Source organism: Caulobacter sp. GW821-FHT11E11, assembly GCF_058808315.1.
The window spans coordinates 432,956-451,355 of the sequence record NZ_JBXARO010000004.1; the positions used below are offsets into that span (position 1 = coordinate 432,956).

Annotated in this window: 24 protein-coding genes; 5 read left to right on the forward strand and 19 right to left on the reverse strand. The window is 67.8% G+C overall.

Features of this window, described 5'->3' with window-relative positions; all coding sequences use genetic code 11:
• Positions 1-14: 14 nt before the first annotated feature.
• Together AC1RR5_RS12280 and AC1RR5_RS12285 are read left to right on the forward strand one after the other, a co-directional pair.
• Positions 15-869, forward strand: a complete 855-nt coding sequence (locus tag AC1RR5_RS12280) for an SDR family oxidoreductase (protein WP_492921882.1) — start codon at positions 15-17, stop codon at positions 867-869.
• A 73-nt stretch (positions 870-942) separates the two neighbouring features.
• Positions 943-1,422 carry a recombinase family protein gene (locus AC1RR5_RS12285; RefSeq protein ID WP_492921884.1) on the forward strand — a complete coding sequence of 160 codons (480 nt, stop codon included), beginning with the start codon at positions 943-945 and terminating at the stop codon, positions 1,420-1,422.
• Here the strand turns inward: AC1RR5_RS12285 and AC1RR5_RS12290 are convergent.
• The 5 genes from AC1RR5_RS12290 to AC1RR5_RS12310 form a co-directional block, all read right to left on the reverse strand.
• Positions 1,419-2,180, reverse strand: coding sequence for an ABC transporter permease (locus tag AC1RR5_RS12290; RefSeq protein ID WP_492921886.1), 762 nt, complete (start codon positions 2,178-2,180; stop codon positions 1,419-1,421). The two genes, AC1RR5_RS12285 and AC1RR5_RS12290, sit on opposite strands and share 4 nt — an antisense overlap.
• Entirely contained in the window at positions 2,177-3,127 is a 951-nt protein-coding gene (locus AC1RR5_RS12295; protein WP_492922100.1) for an ATP-binding cassette domain-containing protein, read from the reverse strand. Before AC1RR5_RS12295 ends, AC1RR5_RS12290 begins: the two co-directional genes overlap by 4 nt.
• 117 nt (positions 3,128-3,244) lie before the next feature.
• Entirely contained in the window at positions 3,245-3,706 is a 462-nt protein-coding gene (locus AC1RR5_RS12300; RefSeq protein ID WP_492921887.1) for an NfeD family protein, read from the reverse strand.
• Between the two features lie 4 nt (positions 3,707-3,710).
• Positions 3,711-4,715 carry an SPFH domain-containing protein gene (locus tag AC1RR5_RS12305; protein ID WP_492921889.1) on the reverse strand — a complete coding sequence of 335 codons (1,005 nt, stop codon included), beginning with the start codon at positions 4,713-4,715 and terminating at the stop codon, positions 3,711-3,713.
• A gap of 31 nt (positions 4,716-4,746) precedes the next feature.
• The gene (locus AC1RR5_RS12310) at positions 4,747-5,181 is read right to left on the reverse strand and encodes a TIGR02301 family protein (RefSeq protein ID WP_492921891.1); all 435 of its coding nucleotides are present in this window, start codon (positions 5,179-5,181) and stop codon (positions 4,747-4,749) included.
• Between the two features lie 191 nt (positions 5,182-5,372).
• Here AC1RR5_RS12310 and AC1RR5_RS12315 point away from each other — a divergent pair, with 191 nt between their 5' ends.
• Positions 5,373-5,582: a hypothetical protein gene (locus tag AC1RR5_RS12315; protein WP_492921892.1), complete on the forward strand. Its 210-nt coding sequence runs from the start codon at positions 5,373-5,375 to the stop codon at positions 5,580-5,582.
• Here the strand turns inward: AC1RR5_RS12315 and AC1RR5_RS12320 are convergent.
• On the reverse strand, positions 5,579-6,124 hold the full coding sequence (locus AC1RR5_RS12320) for a hypothetical protein (RefSeq protein WP_492921893.1): 546 nt from the start codon (positions 6,122-6,124) through the stop codon (positions 5,579-5,581). The genes AC1RR5_RS12315 and AC1RR5_RS12320 overlap by 4 nt on opposite strands.
• A gap of 108 nt (positions 6,125-6,232) precedes the next feature.
• Between AC1RR5_RS12320 and AC1RR5_RS12325 the strand changes: the two genes are divergently transcribed.
• Positions 6,233-6,994: a Crp/Fnr family transcriptional regulator gene (locus AC1RR5_RS12325; RefSeq protein WP_492921895.1), complete on the forward strand. Its 762-nt coding sequence runs from the start codon at positions 6,233-6,235 to the stop codon at positions 6,992-6,994.
• Here AC1RR5_RS12325 and AC1RR5_RS12330 read toward each other — a convergent pair.
• The 9 genes from AC1RR5_RS12330 to map form a co-directional block, all read right to left on the reverse strand.
• Positions 6,991-7,956 carry an NAD(P)H-dependent flavin oxidoreductase gene (locus tag AC1RR5_RS12330; protein WP_492921897.1) on the reverse strand — a complete coding sequence of 322 codons (966 nt, stop codon included), beginning with the start codon at positions 7,954-7,956 and terminating at the stop codon, positions 6,991-6,993. The two genes, AC1RR5_RS12325 and AC1RR5_RS12330, sit on opposite strands and share 4 nt — an antisense overlap.
• An 80-nt stretch (positions 7,957-8,036) precedes the next feature.
• Complete coding sequence (locus AC1RR5_RS12335; protein ID WP_492921898.1) at positions 8,037-8,174, reverse strand: hypothetical protein; 138 nt, start codon at positions 8,172-8,174, stop codon at positions 8,037-8,039.
• 137 nt (positions 8,175-8,311) lie between these two features.
• Positions 8,312-9,094 carry an SDR family NAD(P)-dependent oxidoreductase gene (locus AC1RR5_RS12340; protein ID WP_492921900.1) on the reverse strand — a complete coding sequence of 261 codons (783 nt, stop codon included), beginning with the start codon at positions 9,092-9,094 and terminating at the stop codon, positions 8,312-8,314.
• Between the two features lie 63 nt (positions 9,095-9,157).
• On the reverse strand, positions 9,158-9,919 hold the full coding sequence (locus AC1RR5_RS12345; RefSeq protein WP_492921901.1) for a site-2 protease family protein: 762 nt from the start codon (positions 9,917-9,919) through the stop codon (positions 9,158-9,160).
• A gap of 99 nt (positions 9,920-10,018) precedes the next feature.
• Complete coding sequence (locus tag AC1RR5_RS12350) at positions 10,019-10,441, reverse strand: NUDIX hydrolase (RefSeq protein ID WP_492921902.1); 423 nt, start codon at positions 10,439-10,441, stop codon at positions 10,019-10,021.
• Positions 10,438-11,511 carry a patatin-like phospholipase family protein gene (locus AC1RR5_RS12355; protein ID WP_492921904.1) on the reverse strand — a complete coding sequence of 358 codons (1,074 nt, stop codon included), beginning with the start codon at positions 11,509-11,511 and terminating at the stop codon, positions 10,438-10,440. Before AC1RR5_RS12355 ends, AC1RR5_RS12350 begins: the two co-directional genes overlap by 4 nt.
• A 56-nt stretch (positions 11,512-11,567) precedes the next feature.
• Positions 11,568-12,365, reverse strand: coding sequence for a 3-hydroxybutyrate dehydrogenase (locus AC1RR5_RS12360; protein WP_492921906.1), 798 nt, complete (start codon positions 12,363-12,365; stop codon positions 11,568-11,570).
• A 97-nt stretch (positions 12,366-12,462) separates the two neighbouring features.
• Positions 12,463-13,230 carry a peroxide stress protein YaaA gene (yaaA, locus tag AC1RR5_RS12365; RefSeq protein WP_492922101.1) on the reverse strand — a complete coding sequence of 256 codons (768 nt, stop codon included), beginning with the start codon at positions 13,228-13,230 and terminating at the stop codon, positions 12,463-12,465.
• Between the two features lie 69 nt (positions 13,231-13,299).
• Positions 13,300-14,046, reverse strand: coding sequence for a type I methionyl aminopeptidase (gene map / locus AC1RR5_RS12370; RefSeq protein ID WP_492921908.1), 747 nt, complete (start codon positions 14,044-14,046; stop codon positions 13,300-13,302).
• A gap of 82 nt (positions 14,047-14,128) precedes the next feature.
• Between map and AC1RR5_RS12375 the strand changes: the two genes are divergently transcribed.
• Complete coding sequence (locus tag AC1RR5_RS12375; protein ID WP_492921909.1) at positions 14,129-14,452, forward strand: hypothetical protein; 324 nt, start codon at positions 14,129-14,131, stop codon at positions 14,450-14,452.
• Here AC1RR5_RS12375 and AC1RR5_RS12380 read toward each other — a convergent pair.
• From AC1RR5_RS12380 to AC1RR5_RS12395, 4 genes are read right to left on the reverse strand one after another with little or no spacing between them, the layout of a single operon-like run.
• Complete coding sequence (locus AC1RR5_RS12380; RefSeq protein ID WP_492921910.1) at positions 14,444-15,853, reverse strand: FAD-binding oxidoreductase; 1,410 nt, start codon at positions 15,851-15,853, stop codon at positions 14,444-14,446. The genes AC1RR5_RS12375 and AC1RR5_RS12380 overlap by 9 nt on opposite strands.
• 27 nt (positions 15,854-15,880) lie before the next feature.
• On the reverse strand, positions 15,881-16,198 hold the full coding sequence (locus AC1RR5_RS12385; protein WP_492921911.1) for a 1-deoxy-D-xylulose-5-phosphate synthase: 318 nt from the start codon (positions 16,196-16,198) through the stop codon (positions 15,881-15,883).
• Positions 16,199-16,202: 4 nt separating this feature from the next.
• Positions 16,203-17,180, reverse strand: a complete 978-nt coding sequence (locus AC1RR5_RS12390) for an L-threonylcarbamoyladenylate synthase (RefSeq protein ID WP_492921912.1) — start codon at positions 17,178-17,180, stop codon at positions 16,203-16,205.
• Positions 17,111-18,385, reverse strand: coding sequence for a YceI family protein (locus AC1RR5_RS12395; RefSeq protein ID WP_492921913.1), 1,275 nt, complete (start codon positions 18,383-18,385; stop codon positions 17,111-17,113). Before AC1RR5_RS12395 ends, AC1RR5_RS12390 begins: the two co-directional genes overlap by 70 nt.
• Between the last annotated feature and the right edge of the window lie 15 nt (positions 18,386-18,400).

Consider the following 18,400-nt stretch of genomic DNA (forward strand, 5'->3'; position numbering starts at 1 on the left):
AACGGAGAACGATCATGACCATCGCCGTCACCGGAGCCACCGGCCAGCTGGGCCGCCTTGTCATCGAAAGCCTAAAGACCCGCGTGCCGGCCGGCGAGATCGTCGCCCTGGCCCGCGACTCGGCCAAGGCCGCCGACCTGGGCGTCGCCGTCCGCGTCGCCGACTACGCCAAGCCCGAGACGCTCAGCGCCGCGCTCGCCGGCGTCGACACCCTGCTGCTGATCTCCAGCAGCGAAGTCGGCCAGCGCCTGGCCCAGCACCGCGCCGTCATCGACGCCGCCAAGGCCGCCGGGGTGAAGCGGATCGCCTACACCAGCATCCTGCGCGCCGACACGACGCCGATCGCCCTGGCCGAGGAGCACATCGCCACCGAGGCGCTGATCAAGGCCTCGGGCCTGACCTACGCCCTGCTGCGCAACGGCTGGTACTTCGAGAACTACACCGGCTCGCTGGCCGGGGCGGTCGCCGCTGGCGCCGTCATCGGCGCATCGGGCGAGGGCAAGATTTCGGCCGCCACGCGCGCCGACTACGCTGAAGCCGCCGCCGTGGTGGTCTCCACGCCCGATGCGGAGAACCGCGTCTATGAGCTGGCCGGCGACACCGCCTTCACCCGCGCCGATCTCGCCGCCGAAGTCTCGCGCCAGACCGGCAAGGCCATCGGCTACACCGACCTGCCCGAGGCCGAATACGCCAGCACCCTGGAAAGCTTCGGCCTGCCCGCGCCCTATGCGGCGATCATCGCCCAGTCCGATGTCGGCACGGCCCAGGGCGGACTGTTCGAGGAGGGACGCCAGCTGTCGAACCTGATCGGCCGTCCGACGACGTCCCTGGCCGACGCGGTCGCGCAGGGCCTGAAGGCGGCCGGCTAGGAAGCTGTGGGCGGCTGGCCGGACGCGCGCGAAAGTCCTCGCCAACGGCCAGCCGGTTTGCCAAGCACCGTGGATGAAACTCGTCGGCTACTACCGCGTGCCGCCCGTGCGCGGGATCTTCTTCAGCCCCGCCCAGGAGGAGCGCCTGCTGCTCTCGGGCTGCGAAGAGGTGTTCAGCGACCGGTGCCTGGCTTCCGGCGTCGTGCGGCCAGGCCTGGCGCGGGCTCTGGAAGCGCTTGAGGATGGCGGCGCGGTGGCCGTGCCCAGCTTCCACGCCCTGGGCGGCGACATGGCCGGCCTGGTCGACGCGGTGCTGAAGCTGAAGGCGCGCGGCCTGCACCTGGTCGTGCAGCAGCCTCCGGTCGACACCCGGACCGATCCCGGCTTCTTCGAGACCTGCCAGATGCTGATGGGCTTCAGCCGCGAACGACCGATGGTTCGCGCCGCCGAGACGGCCCTGATCGCCAAGGGCGGCAAGGCCGGCGGCATGAAGGGGTTGAAGGCGGAGGCCACGGTCGAAACCGAGGACGCCCCGCCTCCTGCCGAGGACTAGACCTTCAGCCGGTAGCCGGTCTTGAAGATCCACCACACCGCCGTCAGGCAGACGGCCAGGAACACGGCGGTCATGCCCAGGCTGACGCCGACCCCGACATCCGACTGGCCGTAGAAGCTCCAGCGGAAGCCGCTGACCAGATAGACCACCGGGTTGAACAGGGTGATCTTCTGCCAGATCTCCGGCAGCATCTTGATCGAGTAGAAGCTGCCGCCCAGGAAGGTCAGCGGCGTGATGATCAGCGCCGGCACGATCTGCAGCTTCTGGAAGTTGTCGGCCCAGACGCCGATCACGAAGCCGAACAGGCTGAAGGTCACCGCCGTCAGCACCAGGAACAGCAGCATCACGAACGGGTGGGCGATCTCGAACGGCACGAACAGTCGGGCGGTGGCCAGGATCAGCAACCCGAGGCAGATCGACTTGGTCGCCGCCGCCCCGACATAACCCATCACCGTTTCGACCCACGACACCGGGGCCGACAGCAGCTCGTAGATCGTCCCGGCCCACTTGGGCATGTAGATGCCGAACGAGGCGTTGGAGATGCTCTCGCTGAGCAGCGACAGCATGATCAGGCCCGGGATGATGAAGGCGCCATAGCTGACGCCGTCGATGGCCTGCATGCGCGAGCCGATCGCCGAGCCGAACACCACGAAATACAGCGAGGTCGAGATGACCGGCGCCAGGATGCTCTGCAGCAGGGTGCGGAACCATCGCGCCATCTCGAAGCGGTAGATGGCCTTGATTGCAAAGAGGTTCATTGCGGGGCCCTCACCAGGCTGACGAAGATGTCTTCCAGCGAGCTCTGGTCGGTCTTCAGGTCCTTGAAGTCGACGCCATGCCCGGCGAGGCGCTTCAAGAGGTCGGCAATGCCGGTGTCGTCGGCCTGGGCGTCGAAGATGTAGACGAGGTCGGCGCCGTCGTTGATCAGGCTTAGCGAGGCGTCATCCAGGCCGGCGGGCAAAGCGCTAAGCGGCTCGCGCAGATGCACGGTCAGTTGCTTCTTGCCCAGCTTGCGCATGAGGACGGTCTTGTCCTCGACCAGGATGATCTCGCCCTTGTTGATCACCCCGATCCGGTCGGCCATCTCCTCGGCCTCCTCGATATAGTGGGTGGTCAGGATGATGGTGACGCCGTTCTCGCGCAGCTGGCGGACCATCTCCCACATGTCGCGGCGCAGCTCGACGTCGACGCCGGCCGTGGGTTCGTCCAGGAACAGGATGGTCGGTTCGTGGCTCAGCGCCTTGGCGATCATCACCCGGCGCTTCATGCCGCCCGACAGCGCCATGATCTTGCTGTCCTTCTTGTCCCACAGGGAGAGGTCGCGAAGGATCTTCTCGATCAGGGCGTCGTTGCGCGGCTTGCCGAACAGACCGCGCGAGAAGCTGACCGTGGCCCACACCGTCTCGAAGGCGTCGGTGTTCAGCTCCTGCGGCACCAGGCCGATCTTGGTCCGGGCGGCGCGGTATTCCTTCACCACGTCATGGCCGTCGGCCAGGACGACGCCGAGGCTCGGATTGACGATGCCGCAGATGATGCTGATCAGGGTGGTCTTGCCCGCTCCGTTCGGGCCCAGCAGGGCGAAGATCTCGCCCTTGCGGATGTCCAGGTCGATCGTCTTCAGGGCCTGATGGCCCGACGCATAGGTCTTGGTCAGACCCTTTACCGATATGATTGAAGTCACGCCGTCTCCCCTAAACGCGACGATGCCCAGAAAAGGTTGGGGCAGCGTCGCGCGTGCCCTGCAGGTGGCTGATGCGGCCGTAAATGGTGTCGCCGCCGCCGGATAACAGGGGCAGTCGCCGGGTTCTGTCAGCAGGTGTCGTCAGGTCGGGATCTTGCGGACCTTCAGCACCGCGCCGTCGACGCCGATGACCACCACTTCCTGGCTGATCGCCGGGATCGGCTCGTCGGTCTCGGCCGCCCAGTCCTTGCCATCGACGAAGACCCGGCCACGGCCCTGCTCGAAGGTCGACAGCACCTGCCCGCGCTGGCCGATCAGCCGCTGGGTGGAGTCGTTGAGGTCGGGACTATTGGGCTCCAGCACCGGTCGCAGATAACGCCGGGCCAGCAGGGTCGTGGCGATGGTCAGGGCCGCGAACAGGCCGACATCGGCCAGCAGGCCGGGATGCACGAACTGGGCGATGGCCCCGACGACGAAGGCGCTGGCCGCCGGCCACAACAGCCAGCCCGTACCGGTCGAGACCTCGACGGCCAGGATGGTGGCGGCGACCGCCAGCCAGACCCAGAACGGATGCAGCGCGTAGAAGCTTCCAAGCCCGTCCATGGTGTTAGGCCCCGCGCTTGCCGCCGGTCGGCGTGTTGGTGGAGGCCGCGCTCGACGAGGACGGCGAACGCGCCGCCGCCGGCGCCGGCGCCGCGCGCGGCGTGTCCGCGCCCAGGCTCTTGATCAGCTCGCTGACGCCCGCGACCGTCCCGGTCAGGCCGGAGAAGTCGGCCGGCACGATGACCGTCTTCTGCTGCGGGCTGCGGGCCAGCTCGCCGAACGCCTCGACGTATTTCTGGGCGATGAAATAGTTGATCGCGTTGACGTCGCCCTTGGAGATGGCTTCCGAGACGAAGGCTGTCGCCTTGGCTTCGGCCTCGGCTTCCCGCTCGCGGGCCTCGGCGTCGCGGAAGGCGGCCTCGCGGCGGCCCTCGGCCTGCAGGATGGCCGACTGCTTCTGGCCCTCGGCGCGGGCGATCTGGGACTGCTTCTCGCCCTCGGCCTCGGTGATCACCGCGCGGCGCTCGCGCTCGGCCTTCATTTGGCGGGCCATGGCGTTGGTGATGTCGGTCGGCGGCGTCAGGTCCTTGATCTCGATCCGCGCCACCTTCACGCCCCAAGGACCTGTTGCATGATCGATGGTCGAGAGCAGCCGGGTGTTGATCTGGTCGCGCTGGCTCAGCACCTCGTCCAGCTCCAGCGAGCCGACCACGGTGCGCAGGTTGGTCTGGGCCAGCTGGGTGATGGCGTAGATCAGGTTGTCGACCCGATAGGCGGCAGCCGCGGCGTCCATCACCTGGATGAAGACGATGGCGTCGACCTTCACCGACACGTTGTCCTTGGTGATGACCTCCTGCTGGGGCACCTCCAGCACCTGTTCCATCACATTGACCTTGCGGCCGATGGACTCGAAGAACGGGGTCAGGATGGTGATGCCGGGCTTGAGGGTGCGGGTGTAGCGGCCGAAGCGCTCGACCGTGAACTCGCGCCCCTGCGGCACGATCTTGATCGCGCTGAACAGCAGCACGAACGCAAAGCCCAGGAAAATCAGAACAACGATGCTGCCCAAGGCCAAGCTCCTCACCTACTTTGGGTGGAGCTTAGCGCGCGCCCTCGTCGTCCGCTACGGAATCCGGTTCCCGGTGCGCCTGGCGGACCGATTGCGAGAGCTTCTGGGCCTGGGACTGGCCCTTGCGCGAGACCTGCTGCTCGGCCTTGCGGCTGGCGTCGTCGCAGGTCGGATACTCGCTGCGGCGCGAGGCGAAGCCGGTGTTGAACCGCTCGCGCATCTGGGCGTCGAAGGCCTGATCGGCCTGTTCCACCTCGGTCAGGCGCACCATGCGCGAGCGCCAGTACTGGTCGGTCTCGCCCTGGCAGGTCTGGCGCAGGGCGTGGCTCTCGCCCAGCGTATAGGCCAGGTCCAACAGGCGCTGACGGTCCTTCGCATCCCGTTCCTGAGCCAGGACGGGGGTGGCGACAAAGGCGGCAAGCACCAAGGCGATTGGGGCGACGCCGATGAGGAACAGACGCGACATGCCGTCAGTTATCATCAAAGCCCCCTCCCCTGTCACGACCCCGCGCCCAAAAGGCGAGCGGCGGCGCGTCGAAGCTTGGGGCAAGCCTGGGGACAGAATGTCTCTCGGTGTCAAAAAAGCTTTGGCGATAAAGGCCTTGCGATCGCCACAGATCGGGTCTTTCCTGTGGATACTGCAAGGAGGTCAAGCTCATGACTGAGGTGCATTACGGTGTCGTGCGCGTCGGTGACCGCTGGTCGATCATCGGAGACAATCTGCGTTTCGGCGCTTACGAGACACGCGGCGAAGCCCGCGATGCGGCTCGCCGCCTGGCCGAACATCCAGCCGGCCTGGGCCTGCCCGTGATGCTTCACGTGCAGGAAGAGGACTGGGTGCTGCCCAGCCCGACACAGCTTAGCTAGGCTTCGGCTGTCTCTTCCTCATCCTCGCCGTACAGCAACGGCTTGATCACGCGCCACACCTGCAGGGCCGAGGCCACGGCGCCGACGACCGAGGCGACCACCTGGAACGCCTGCCAGACGAAGCTGATCAGCGGATCCTCGCCCAGCATGGCCACCAGCGGATAGATCAGGTTGCTGACCGTGATGCGGAACTGGGCGTAGGCGGTCGAATATTCGACCGACGCCCCGGCGATCGCGGCCGTGACCACCACCGCCAAGACCGGCGCCCACAGCAGCGGCAGGATCAGCAGCAGCGCCAGCGCCGTGATCAGCGACTTGGTCGTCAGGCCCACGTCCTTGACGACCGTGATCCCGACGCCGGCGATCACCGCCAGGCCCAGCAGGGCGAAGGCGACCGGCAGGGTCAGGTCGGCGGTCTGGGCCACGGGCATGCCGACGGCGAAGACCATCACCGTCATCACCAGCAGGGTGACGACGAACGCGCCCAGCCACAGTGCGCCGTATTGGCTGAGCCGTCGCCTCAAGTGCCGCTTGGCGATCATCGCTGTCTCTCCGATCGGCTGGAGGGTGCTTCGGAAGAGTCTCGCCGTCCACGGGAAACTAAGCTGTGAGCTACGCGCTTTAGCTGGCGAGCTTCACGGGAGATCCGCATGACCGCTTTCGCCCGCATTACCCGCAGCACCATCGAAGGTGACGCGGCCCCGCCCTATAGGTCCAACCGCCTGCTGGCCGCCCTGCGTTCGGACGCGCTGACGGCCCTAACGCCCTATCTCGTGCTGGTCGACCTGCCCGCCGACGCCGTCCTGTTCGACGCCGGCGACGACGTCGAGCACACCTATCTGCCGTGCGGCCCGACCCAGGTCTCGCTGCTGGTCGTCACCTCGGACGGTCAGGAGATCGAGGCCGCCAGCATCGGCTTCGAGGGCGCCATCGGCGGCGTGGTCAGCGCCGGCTTCAAGCCCGCCTATGGCCGCGCCGTGGTCCGCGTGCCCGGCCGCGCCTTCTGCATCCCCACCGCGCGGCTGGAGGAGGTCAAGACCCAGTATCCGGCCATAGCGGACCTGTTCGATCGGGCCGCCGACGTATTCATCGCCCAGATGATGCAGGTCGCCGCCTGCAACGCCCTGCACCCGATCGAGCAGCGCGCCTGCCGCTGGCTGCTGTTCGCCCACGACCGCTCGGGCAACGAGCCGATCCGCCTGACCCAGGAGACCCTGGCCCAGATGCTGGGCGTGCAGCGCACGACGATCAGCGCCGTCGCCCGCGTGTTGCAGGACGCTGGGATCATCAACATCGGTCGCGGCAAGGTCGACATCCTGGACCGTCCGGGCCTGGAGAAGCGCGCCTGCGAGTGCCACGACTCGGTCGAGGCCCATTTCAAGCGGGTCTTGCCGAAGTTCGAGCAGGTCTAGATGCGGTAGGCGCTGGCCCGGTTCAGCGCGGCCTCCGCCTCGCTGACCAGTCGCGCGACGATCTCGCCGGCCGGCAGCACCTCGCGCACCCCGCCGGCGCTCTGGCCCATGGCGAAGCAGGACTTGTCCGGATCCAGCCCCTCGATCTGGCCGCCGATGCCGCCCATGGCGGCGTTGCGGATCGAGACCATGGCCTGCTGTGGGAAGCCCTGGATGTCGGCCGGCCGCGCCTCCCAGTCGTCGACATAGGGGTTCTTCTTCACCCGCATCGGCTTGCCCGAGTAGCATCGGGTGCGGACGGTGTCTTCGTCGGCGGCCTGCACCACCGCCTGGCGATAGAGCTCGCCGGCGTGGGCTTCGGTGGAAGCGATGAACCGGGTGCCCATCCAGACGCCCTGGGCGCCCAGCGTCAGCGAAGCCGCCAAACCCCGGCCGTCATAGAGCCCGCCGGCGGCGATCACCGGGATCTTCACGGCCTCAACGGCCTGGGCCACCAGCGGCAGGGTCCCGACCAGGCCCGTATGGCCGCCGCCCTCGCCGCCCTGGCAGATGACAGCGTCGCAGCCGGCCTGCTCGGCCTTCACCGCGTGCTTCACCGCCCCGCACACGACCATGACCTTCAGGCCCGCCGCCTTCAGGCGCGCGATGATCGGCAGGGGCACGCCCAGGCCGGCGATGAAGGAACTGGCGCCTTCCTCGATGATCACTTCGACGCTGGCGGTCAGGGCGTCGGGGGTCGCGGCCAGCAGGTCGACGCCGAACGGCTTGTCGGTGAGGCTTTTGACCTCGCGCATCTGGCTGCGGATGAAGTCCGGCGAGGTGCCGGCCATGCCCAGTACGCCATAGCCGCCAGCGTTCGACACGGCCGCCGCCAGCGGCGCGTACGAAACCCCGCCCATGCCGGCCAGCAGGATCGGATGTTCGATATCCAGAAGATCGCAGAGCGGCGTGCGCAGGCCCATGATCGTTCCTCCCTTGTTTTCAGGGAGGGTTTCGCGCCGCGCTCACGCCCGCAAGCGTGCCGCGAGGTTAGCCGTGGCTCTTACCTGTGTTTGGCCAACTCGGTCTCGACGTCCGTCTCGGCCGTCCAGAAGCAGCTGGCCATGGCCGTCAGGACCAGGGCGATCAGCATCAGGAAGCCACGCGGCGGGGCCAGGCTGACAACGTCTTGGGGCGTCATCGTTTTCGTTTCCTCGTCGGCGCCCGGATCTGATGTCCAGGCTGCCGTGGAGAAACCTTCCCACCGCCGGCGCGGTTCCGCAAGAGGCTGTTTTCCATAAGGTTTTCTTGGACGCAGGAGTCCAAGAAACAGAAGCCCTAGAAGATCGAGTATCCGCCGTCGATGACGATGGTCGTGCCCGACTGGTAGCTGGACGCGTCCGAGGCCAGATAGACGGCCATGCCGCCGAAGTCCTCGGGCTCGCCCCAGCGGCGGGCCGGCACGCGGGGAATGACCTTCTCAGCGAAGGCCGCGTTGCCTTGCGCGCCGGCCGTCATGTCGGTGGCGATCCAGCCGGGCAGGATGGCGTTGGCGCGCACCCCATAGCGGGCGTGCTCGACGGCCACCGACTTGATCATCGAGATCACCGCGCCCTTGGTGGCGGCATAGGCCTCGTTGCGCGCCGCACCCTCGATGGCGGCCAGCGAGGCGATGCCGACCAGCGAGCCGCCAGCGTCGCCGGTCTTGGCCCGCTCGACCATGTGGCGGCAGGCCTCGCGCAGGGTGAAGAACACGCCGTCCAGATTGACCGACAGCACCTTGCGATAGGTCTCGGTCTTCATCTCGACGAACGAGGGCGAGCCGTAGCCGATGCCGGCATTGGCGAAGACGCTGTCGACCCGCCCCATGGCGGCCACGGCCTCTTCCATACCCTCGCGGACCTGGGCCTCGTCGGAGACGTCGACCGTCTGGGCCTTCACGCGAACGCCCAGAGTGGTCAGCTGCTTCTCGGCCTCGAGATTGCGCTCGGGGTTGGAGCCCCAGATGACGATGTCGGCGCCGGCCTGGGCCATCGCCTTGGCCATGCCAAGGCCGATGCCGCGATTACCGCCGGTGACCAGGGCCACCTTGCCAGCCAGATTGAACGGCGCGTAGGCCATGGCGAACCTCCCTCATTCTTCTTGAAACGCTTGTTTGAAGAAGAAGCGGTCAGGCCGTCGCGGTCAAGAGCCCCAGAAGTGGAAGGCCTGCCAGCCGCCGGCGATCGCCTCGCGCGGCACGGCCATCAGGTCGGTGATCGTCAGGGCCGCGGCGAAGATGAAACGGCTGGCGCCGGGGACCCAGAAGATCAGAGCGAACAGCAGCAGGAAGCCGACCCGCTCGACCTTGACCATCGCCGCCCGCACGCCGTCGGGCAGGAACGGCCGGATGACGCCATAGCCGTCCAGGCCCGGGATCGGCAGCAGGTTCAGCACCAGGGCGCTGGCCTGCAGGAAGGCCAGCATCGACAGGGCGTTGCGCAGCGGCTCGGAGACCACGAACGGCAGGGTGACGGCCAGCACGACCAGCACCAGCAAGGTCCCCAGCGGCCCGGCCAGCGAGGCCAGCGACCGCCAGCTCCTGGACCGCATCAGGTCCTCACGCAGATAGACTGCCCCGCCGGGAAAGCCGATGCCGCCCAGGGCCAGGGCGATCAGCGGGAAGATGATGGTGGTGACGAGGTCGGAGTATTTGAGCGGGTCGAGGGTCAGGTAGCCCTTCTCGACAATGGTCGTGTCGCCGGCCTTGTGGGCGGTGAAGGCGTGGCCGAACTCGTGGATGCCGACGCTGAGGATCCAGGTCGCCACGACGAAGGCGAAGGTCAGGATGCCGACCGGTTGGACCTCGGCCGCCACGGCCCAGCCCAGGCCGACGCAGGCGGCGATCAGGATCAGGGCGTTGGGGCTGATCGGGGTGCGCGGCGCGCGGGCTTCGATGACGGTCATGGGTGGGGATTGAGCATAGGCACACCCCGTTATGCTAGACCCATCGCCTTACCCCCTATCCGCTCATCCCCGCGAAAGCGGGGATGAGCGGAGTTTGGCTTAGCCGCTAAACTTCTCAAAAGCCTCGGCGATCACCCGCCGCGTCTCGTCCCACTCCACGAGCACCATGGCTTCGTCCAGCGAGACGAACTTCGCCTCGGCCGCATCGTCGCCGGCCACGGGCTCGCCGGCGGTCCAGCGGGCGGCGTAGTCGATCATCACGTAGTGGCGAGATATCTCGCCGCCAGGCCGCGCCGGAAAGACGCCGTCGACCACGTCGAGCAGGCCCAGCAGCTCGGCGTCGACACCGGTCTCCTCTTTCAACTCGCGCAGGGCGGCGACCTGCAGGGTCTCGCCCCATTCCAGCCGGCCGCCGGGCAGGCTCCACTGGTTCAGCCGAGGCGGCTGGCCGCGCCGGATCAGCAGCACCTGGTCGCCCTTCAGGCAGACGACGCCGACGGTCGGGACAGGGTTGCCGCTCATGGGAAACCCACCTTCAGATTGACCGAGGACTTCACCCCGATGCAGTTGCCGCAGTCGGCCAGCCAGGCCTCCGCCGCCTTGCGGCCGCGTTCCTTCAGATCGGTCAGGAAGCTCCATTCGGTGTCGAACTTGGTCGACAGCGACAGGTCCGCCAGCGGCTTGTCGGCGGTGATGGCGTGGACCAGCATCCGGCGATAACGGCCCCGGGCGTTGTCCTTCAGCAGGCCCTCGTCCAGCAGCTTCTGCACGAAGCCGATAGCCCGCAGTTCCGAGGCCAGCGAGGCGTTGAAGGTGATCTCGTTCAGTCGGTCCATGATCTCGCCCGGCGTCTTGGGCGTCTCGTCGCGGACGAACGGATTGAGGCTGACGATCAGGATGTCGTCGGGGGTGTCCTCGTAGAACAACGGCCACAGCGGCGGATTGGCCAGGAAACCGCCGTCCCAGTAGGGCTCGCCGTCGATCTCCACCGCCTGGAACACCTGGGGCAGGCAGGCGCTGGCCATGATGTGGCGGGACGTCAGCTCGGTCTCGCGGAAGATCACCGACTTGCTGGTCCGCACCGCCGTGGCGGCGACGTAGAGCTTTATCGGGCTCTTCTCGCGGATCTGGCTGAAGGTGATCTCGGCTTCCAGCGTGTCGTGCAGCGGGTTCAGGTTGAACGGGTTGAACTCGTAGGGGCTGAGCGACAGGGCGAAGGTCTCGGCCATCCGCCAGCCTGGGGTGTTCTTCAGCCAGTCGGCCCCGCTGCCGAACGCGCCCCCGAAGGCGCTGGTCCAGATCGAGGTGTCGCCGAAGACATTGCGGCCGCCCTGCCGGTTCACCTGCCGCCAGAACGAGTCGAGCCGCTTGCGGGCTCCAGCCTTGCCATCGTCGATCAGGCCCTGGGCCAGGCAGACCGCATTCATCGCCCCGGCGGAAGCGGCGGTGACGGCGCGGATCTCGATATCGTCTTCCTCGAGCAGGCGGTCGAGGACGCCCCATTCGAAGGCGCCATGCGAACCGCCACCCTGGAGGGCGAGGCTCAAGCCCTTGGGGCCGGACTTCTTCTTGGTGAAAGGCGGTATCGGCATGCGGGGAAGCTCTCTCGAAAGGGAGCCCTTGGGCAAGCGCGCTTCCTCTGGTCGGCTTATTGAGCGACCCAGCCGCCGTCGACCTGGAACGCCGCGCCGTTGGCCGAAGCCCCGGCGTCGGAGACCAGATACAGCAGCATGCCCGACAGCTGGTCGAAGGTGACGAACTGCTTGGTCGGCTGGGCGGCCAGGATCACATCCTTCATCACGGCCTCTTCCGAGATGCCGCGGGCCTTGGCCTGGTCGGTGATCTGCGCCTCGACCAGCGGGGTCTTCACGAAGCCCGGGCAGATGGCGTTGCAGGTGATGCCGTTCTGGGCGACCTCGAGAGCCACCGTCTTGGTCAGGCCCATAATGCCGTGCTTGGCGGCGACGTAAGCCGCCTTGAACGGCGAGGCGACCAGGGCGTGAGCCGAGGCGATGTTGACGATCCGCCCGCGGCCCTGCTCCTTCATGATCGGCACCGCCGCCTTGGTGGCGTGAAAGGCCGAGGACAGGTTGATCGCGATGATCAGGTCCCACTTGTCATCCGGGAACTCTTCGATCGGGGCCACGTGCTGGACGCCGGCGTTGTTCACGAGAATGTCCAGCTCGCCGAACTCGGCCTTGGCCGCGCGGACCATGTCGGCGATCTGATCGGGCTTGGTCATGTCGGCGCCGTGATACAGCACCTCGACGCCATGCTTCTCGGCCATCTCGGCCCGGGCCCGCTCGATGGCGGTCATCTCGCCCAAGCCGTTCATGACGATGTTGACGCCCTGGGCGGCGAGCGCGTCGGCCAGCGCATGGCCGATGCCGCTGGTCGAACCGGTGACGATGGCGACCTGCCCCTGCAAACCGAAATCAACGGCCATGGGAACGCTCCTGGATGACGCCCTAATAATGTTGCGACGCAACATATAGCTCGCCATTGCGAGAGGCGAGCTTTTATAAATTCATCAGTAGGTGAAATTAAGGCTGAGGGCGAGCGAAAACCCAATCGGCCTCGGTCGAGAGATCGGCGCGGAAGCCGTAGCCATCCAGGTTGAAGCTCTTCAGGCCCTCGGCGCGGTCGACGCGGTTGTCGATGGCGTAGCGGGCCATGCGGCCACGGGCCTTCTTGGCGAAGAAGCCCAGCACCCGCAGCTCGTTGCCCTTCTCTTCCTTGAAGTGGCAGGTGACGACCGGCAGCTTCAGCGCCTTGGCGTCGACGGCGCCGAAATATTCCTGGCTGGCCAGGTTCACCAGGGTCGGGTCGGCCTGACCCTCGGCGGCGGCGTTGAGGGTCTTGGAGATCGTCTCGCCCCAGAAGTCGTAGAGGTTGTTGCCCTTCTTGGTCTTCAGGCGCGTGCCCATCTCCAGCCGGTAGGGCTGCAGGGCGTCGAACGGGCGCAGCACGCCGTACAGGCCTGACAGGATCCGCAGGTGGTCCTGCGTCCACTCCAGGGCCGGACGGTCCAGCTCACGGGCGGCGAGGCCGCCATAGACGTCGCCGTTGAAGGCGATCACGGCCTGCAGCCCCTCTTCCACCTGGGCGTCGAACACCTGGAACCGCTCGCGGTTCAGCTTGGCCAGGGCGTCGGAGATGTGCATCAGCCGCTTGAGGTCCGGCGCCGTCAGCTTGCGCGTGACCTTGGCCAGTTCGGCGATCTGGGTTTTGAGCTCCGGCGTCGTCAGGGGCAGGGCCTGAGTGGGCGCGGTGAAGTCCAGCGACTTGGCGGGCGAGATGACCATCAACATGGCCGGGGAGATAGAGGGTTCCACGCGGCTTCGCTAGCGGGGTGCGTACGGAGGTGGACATCCAGGCCCTCAGACCAGGGTCAGCACCAGCGGCCCGTTGCGGGTCGCGACCAGCGTATGTTCGTACTGCACCGTGGCCTGGCGCTGGGGCGGGCGCAGGGTCCAGCCGTCGTCCAGTTCCTCGACCCAGTCGGCGCCCAGCGACAGAAAGGGCTCGATGGTGAAGACCAGGCCCTCGGGAATGGTGCGGCGGTCGCGCGGTTCGTACCAAGTCGGGATCTCGCGCGGATCGTCGTGCAGCGAGCGGCCGACGCCGTGGCTGGCCAGGTTGCGGACCAGACTGTAGCCGTTCTTCTGGGCGAAGGCCTCGATCGAACGACCGACCTCGTTCAGCCGGCCACCCGGCTTCACCGACTGGATGCCGGCCCACATCGCCCGGCGGCCGTCGCGGCACAGGCGTTCGACGCGCTTGGTGACCGGCGGCACGGCGAAGCTGGCGCCGGTGTCGCCGAAATAGCCGTCCAGCTCGGCCGAAACATCGATATTGATCAGGTCGCCGGCCTTGACCACCGTGTCGCCGGGAATGCCATGGGCGCAGTCCGGCCCCACCGAGATGCAGGTCGCGCCGGGGAAGTTGTAGGTCAGTTCCGGGGCCGAGCGCGCGCCTTCCTTCTCCAGCAGGGCGCGGCCGAAATCGTCCAGCTCCTTGGTGGTCATGCCGGGTTCCAGGGCTTCGCCCATGGCCGCCAGGGTGCGAGCTACCAGGTTGCCGACGACGCGCAGCTTCTCCAGCTGGTCCTCGTTCTCGATGGTCATGGGGGCGCCTCCTAGGTAGTGGGCGCACGATGTCGGCTTCGACGGGTTGGCGCAACGCCCGCGTCCCGGCTATCAGCGACGGATGAACCAGACTCTAGGCCTGCTGGCCGCCCTTCTGTGGCCGCTTCCGATGTTTGTGGCCCTGTTCCTCGTCCTGCGCGACAGGACGCTGAAGCGCCGCATCGTGTTCGCGGTGGTGTGCTTCGTCGGCGTCGGGGCGTTCTGGATGGAACAGTCGACAGGACATTGGGGCTTCGTGCCGCTGGCGATCAGCCTGATGCCCAGCATGCAGCCCGGCTTCTACAAGGCCACGATCCCGGCCGGCGCGTTCGCCGTCTTGTTCGTGCTGTTCCTGCGCGCCCGCAAGCGCGCGTCCGCCGCTAAAACAGCACCCTCTTCAGAATAGAACTCTGGGATTCATGATCCGCTTGGGGTCCAGCGCCCCGCGGATCGCGCGCAAGGCAGCAACCTCGATCGGATCCTTGTAGGTCAGGGCCTCGGCCGTCTTCATCGCCCCCAGGCCATGCTCGGCGCTGATCGAGCCCGAGAACGTCGCGGTGATGTCGTGGACGATCTTGGCGCCCGCTTCGCGCAGGGCCTCGTGAGCGTCGCCATCGCCGCCGACCGGCTGCAGCACGTCGTAGTGGACATTGCCGTCGCCGACATGGCCGAAGGCGACGATGCGCGTGCCCGGGAAGGTCTTTTCGATCGCCGCGTTGGCCTGGCCGATGAAGTCGGGGATCTTCGAGACCGGCACGCTAACGTCGTGCTTCCACACCGCGCCCTCGGGCTTCTGGCCCGCCGAGTGGCCCTCGCGGATGTGCCAGAAGGCCTTCATCTGGGTTTCGGTCTGGGCGACCGCCGCGTCCGCGATCAGGCCGCGCTCCAGGGCGCCGGCCAGCAGGCGTTCCAGCGCCGCCTCGGCCACGCCGGGCTCGCCGCTGGCGATCTCGATCAGCACGTACCAGGAATGCACGTCCGGCAGCGGGTCGCGCAGGCCGGGCACGTTGCGGACGGTCAGCTCGAAGCCGAGACGGCCCATCAGCTCGAAGGCCTCGACCGCGCCGCCGGTCTCGTCCTTGGCGCGGGCCAGCAACTGGATGGCGTCGGCCGGCGAGGCCAGGCCCACGATCGCCACGGCCCGCGAGGCCAGCAAGGCGTGCAGCTTCAGGCTGGCGGCGGTGACCACACCCAGCGTGCCCTCGGCCCCGATCAGCAACTGCTTGAGGTCGTAGCCGGTGTTGTCCTTGCGCAGGCGTTTCAGGCCATTCCAGATCTCGCCATTGGGCAGGACCGCCTCGATGCCCAGCACCTGCTCGCGCATCATGCCGTAGCGCAGGACGGCGGTGCCGCCGGCATTGGTCGAGATCAGCCCGCCGATCGTGCACGAGCCTTCCGAGGCCACGCCGACGGTGAAGCGGCGGCCGACCTTGGCGGCCTGCTGGTGGGCCTCGTACAGGGTGACCCCGGCCTCCAGCACCATGGCGTCGTCGATCGGGTCGACGTCACGGATGGCGATCAGCTTCTGGGTGGAGAGCAGGATCTCGCCGTGCGGGATCTGGCCGGCGACCAGGCCCGTATTGCCGCCCTGGGGCGTGATCGCCACGCCCTCGGCCGCGCAGATGCCGACGACGGCGGCGACCTCGGCGGTCGAGCGCGGCGTGACCAGGATGGGCGTCTCGCCCTTCCAGCGGCCGCGCCACTCGACCAGCTTGGGCGCGATCACGTCGGGATCCTGGCTCCAGCCGCCCTCGCCGAGCACGGCCTTCAGGCGGGAGACGACATCGGCGGGAACGGGCTTGGTCATGGCGCGCAGTATAGGCGTCTCGCGGGCCTAGCCCAAGGCTGGGTCGGGCAGACCCCGAATGTCGCGCCAGTATTCCTCGCGCACATCGTCGTCGATCACCGGCGGATCCCCCGCGCCCTTGAAGAGCCGGTCGGCGCCGTCCTTGCGCGCCTTGGCGATCCAGTACGGCAGGCCCGTAGCCCTATCCTCGAAATTGGCCTTCAGGCCCGAATGGCGCAGCGTCGTGAACGTCTGGCCGGCGTAGTAGAGGGTCTCGCCGGTTTTGGACGACTCGACCCGCCCGATCCGCGCGGGCCCGTTTATGCCCTTGGACTTGTCCTCGACATACATGATCCGGGTTTTCATCGGTCTATCCTACGAAACCGGCGGCGCGACGCAGCCGGTCATTGATCGCTTCGCCCAGGCCGTCTTCCGGGATCGGCGCGACGGCGATGGCCGAGGGGCGCAGACGGTCGGCGGCGCGCAGGAACGCGAAAAGGTTGGCCGCGGCTTCAGCAAGATCGCCGGCCGGGCTGAGGTTGAAAACGCGCGGGCTTTCCGGCCAGTCGCCGAACGCGAGGTAGGCTTCGCCGGCCTCCGGCGTCTTGGCGTTGATCCGCACCGGGGCGTCGGGGGCGTAGTGCAGGGCCAGGCGGCCGGGCGAGCGCCTGGCGTCGTCCTCGGCTTCCGCCAGCGGGCCGACGATCTGCTGCAGCTGCACGCGGGTGACGGCGCCGGGACGCAGCAGGCGCGGATAGCCGTCCAGCACCGAGACGACGGTGGACTCCAGGCCGACAGCGCAGGGTCCGCCATCCAGGGCGGCGGTGGCCTTGTCGCCGGTCTCGGCGACAGCGTCGGCGAAGGTGGTCGGGCTGGGTCGACCCGAGCGGTTGGCCGAGGGCGCGACGACCGCGCCGCCGAACGCCTCGAGGACCGCATGCGAAACCGGGTGCCCCGGCACGCGGATGGCGACGGTGTCGAGCCCCGCGCGGGCCAGGTCGCAGACGGCGCTCGTGTCCTTGATCGGCGCGACGATGGTCAGCGGACCGGGCCAGAATTCGCGCGCCAGGGCGTAGGCGCGGTCGTCCAGGTCGGCGATCCGCGCCGCGGTCTCCAGGTCGGCGACGTGGGCGATCAGCGGGTTGAAGCGCGGACGGCCCTTGGCCTCGAAGATTGCCGCCACAGCCGCCGGGTTCGAGGCGTCAGCCCCGAGTCCGTAGACCGTCTCGGTCGGCAGCAGGACCAGCCCGCCGGCGCGCAGCGCGCCGGCGGCCGCTGCTATTTCTTCTTGGCGGTGATCGAGAAGCTGACCTTCACCTTCGCCGCAATTTCGTCCGTCGACGCCCATTCGCCCTGTCCAACTCCGAATGTCGTCCGGTCCAGGGTGGTTACACCCCGCGCGGTCGCCGTGTCGCCGTCGATCTTCAGGGTGAAGGGCAGGCTGAGCGGCTTTTTCACGCCGCGCAGGTCCAGCGTGCCGTCGGCGACGAACTTGCCCTCGCCGGTCTTGCGGAACTTGGTGGCGGTAAAGGTCGCCTTCGGGTGCTCGGCGGTGTCGAAGAAGTCGCCGCTGGGCAGGCTCTGGTCGCGCTGGTCGTCGCCGGTGGCGGCCGAGGCCATGTCGATGCTGACGCTGACCTTCGAGCGGTCCAGAGCCTCGGGCGAGAACAGGATGTCGGCGCTCCAGGTCTTGAACCGGCCCTCGATGCCGCTGCCCGACCAGGTGGCGGTGAAGGTCAGGGTCGAGCTCTTCTGGACGGTCCAGGCGACAGGGTCCTTCAGGGGGGATTCGGCCGGCGGCGCGACTGCGGTCTCAGCGGCGGGCGTCGGCGTGGTCTCGGCCGGCGCCGCGACCGGAGCGGGCTCCTCGACCGGCGCGGGGGCCGGGGTCGGGGCCTTCACGGCCGGCATGTAGAGGTAGCCGGCGGCGACCACGGCGGCCAGGCCCGCGGCGGCCAGCCACAAACGCGGCTCCTTGATCCCCGGCTTGGCGCCGACGGCCATGTGGCCGAAGACTTCGTCGCGATCCAGGATCTGGTGCTTGGCCACCGCGCCCAAGTGCAGGAGCAGCAGCAGGTAGGTGGTCTTGACCAGCACGCCGTGACCCAGCTCGCCGGCCTGATGCCAGGCGTGCTTGGCCCCGGCCGCCAGCTCGGGCAGGCCCGGAATGTGCGGCCACGGCACGGCCCCGTACAGCAGGGTTGGGATCGGCACGCGGCTGGTCGAGACGATGATCCAGCCCGTCACCGGCAGGCCGATCATGATGACGTAGAAGCCCCAGTGCACGACGTGCGAGGCGATCCGCTCCCACTTGGGCTGGCCCTCGGGTGGCGCGGGCGGCTTGTTGAACAGCCGCCAGGCCAGCCGCGCCAGGCTCAGCAGCAGGATGGTGATGCCGATCGACTTGTGGAGCTGGAACAGGGCGTAGGTGGTCGGCCCTTTCGGGCCATCCCCCATCCGCCAGCCCAGGATGATCTGGAAGATGATGGCCGCGGCGATCAGCCAGTGAATGACGATCGCCACCGTCGTGTAGCGCGTACGGCTCTCGGCCATGCAGGTCTCCCAGAT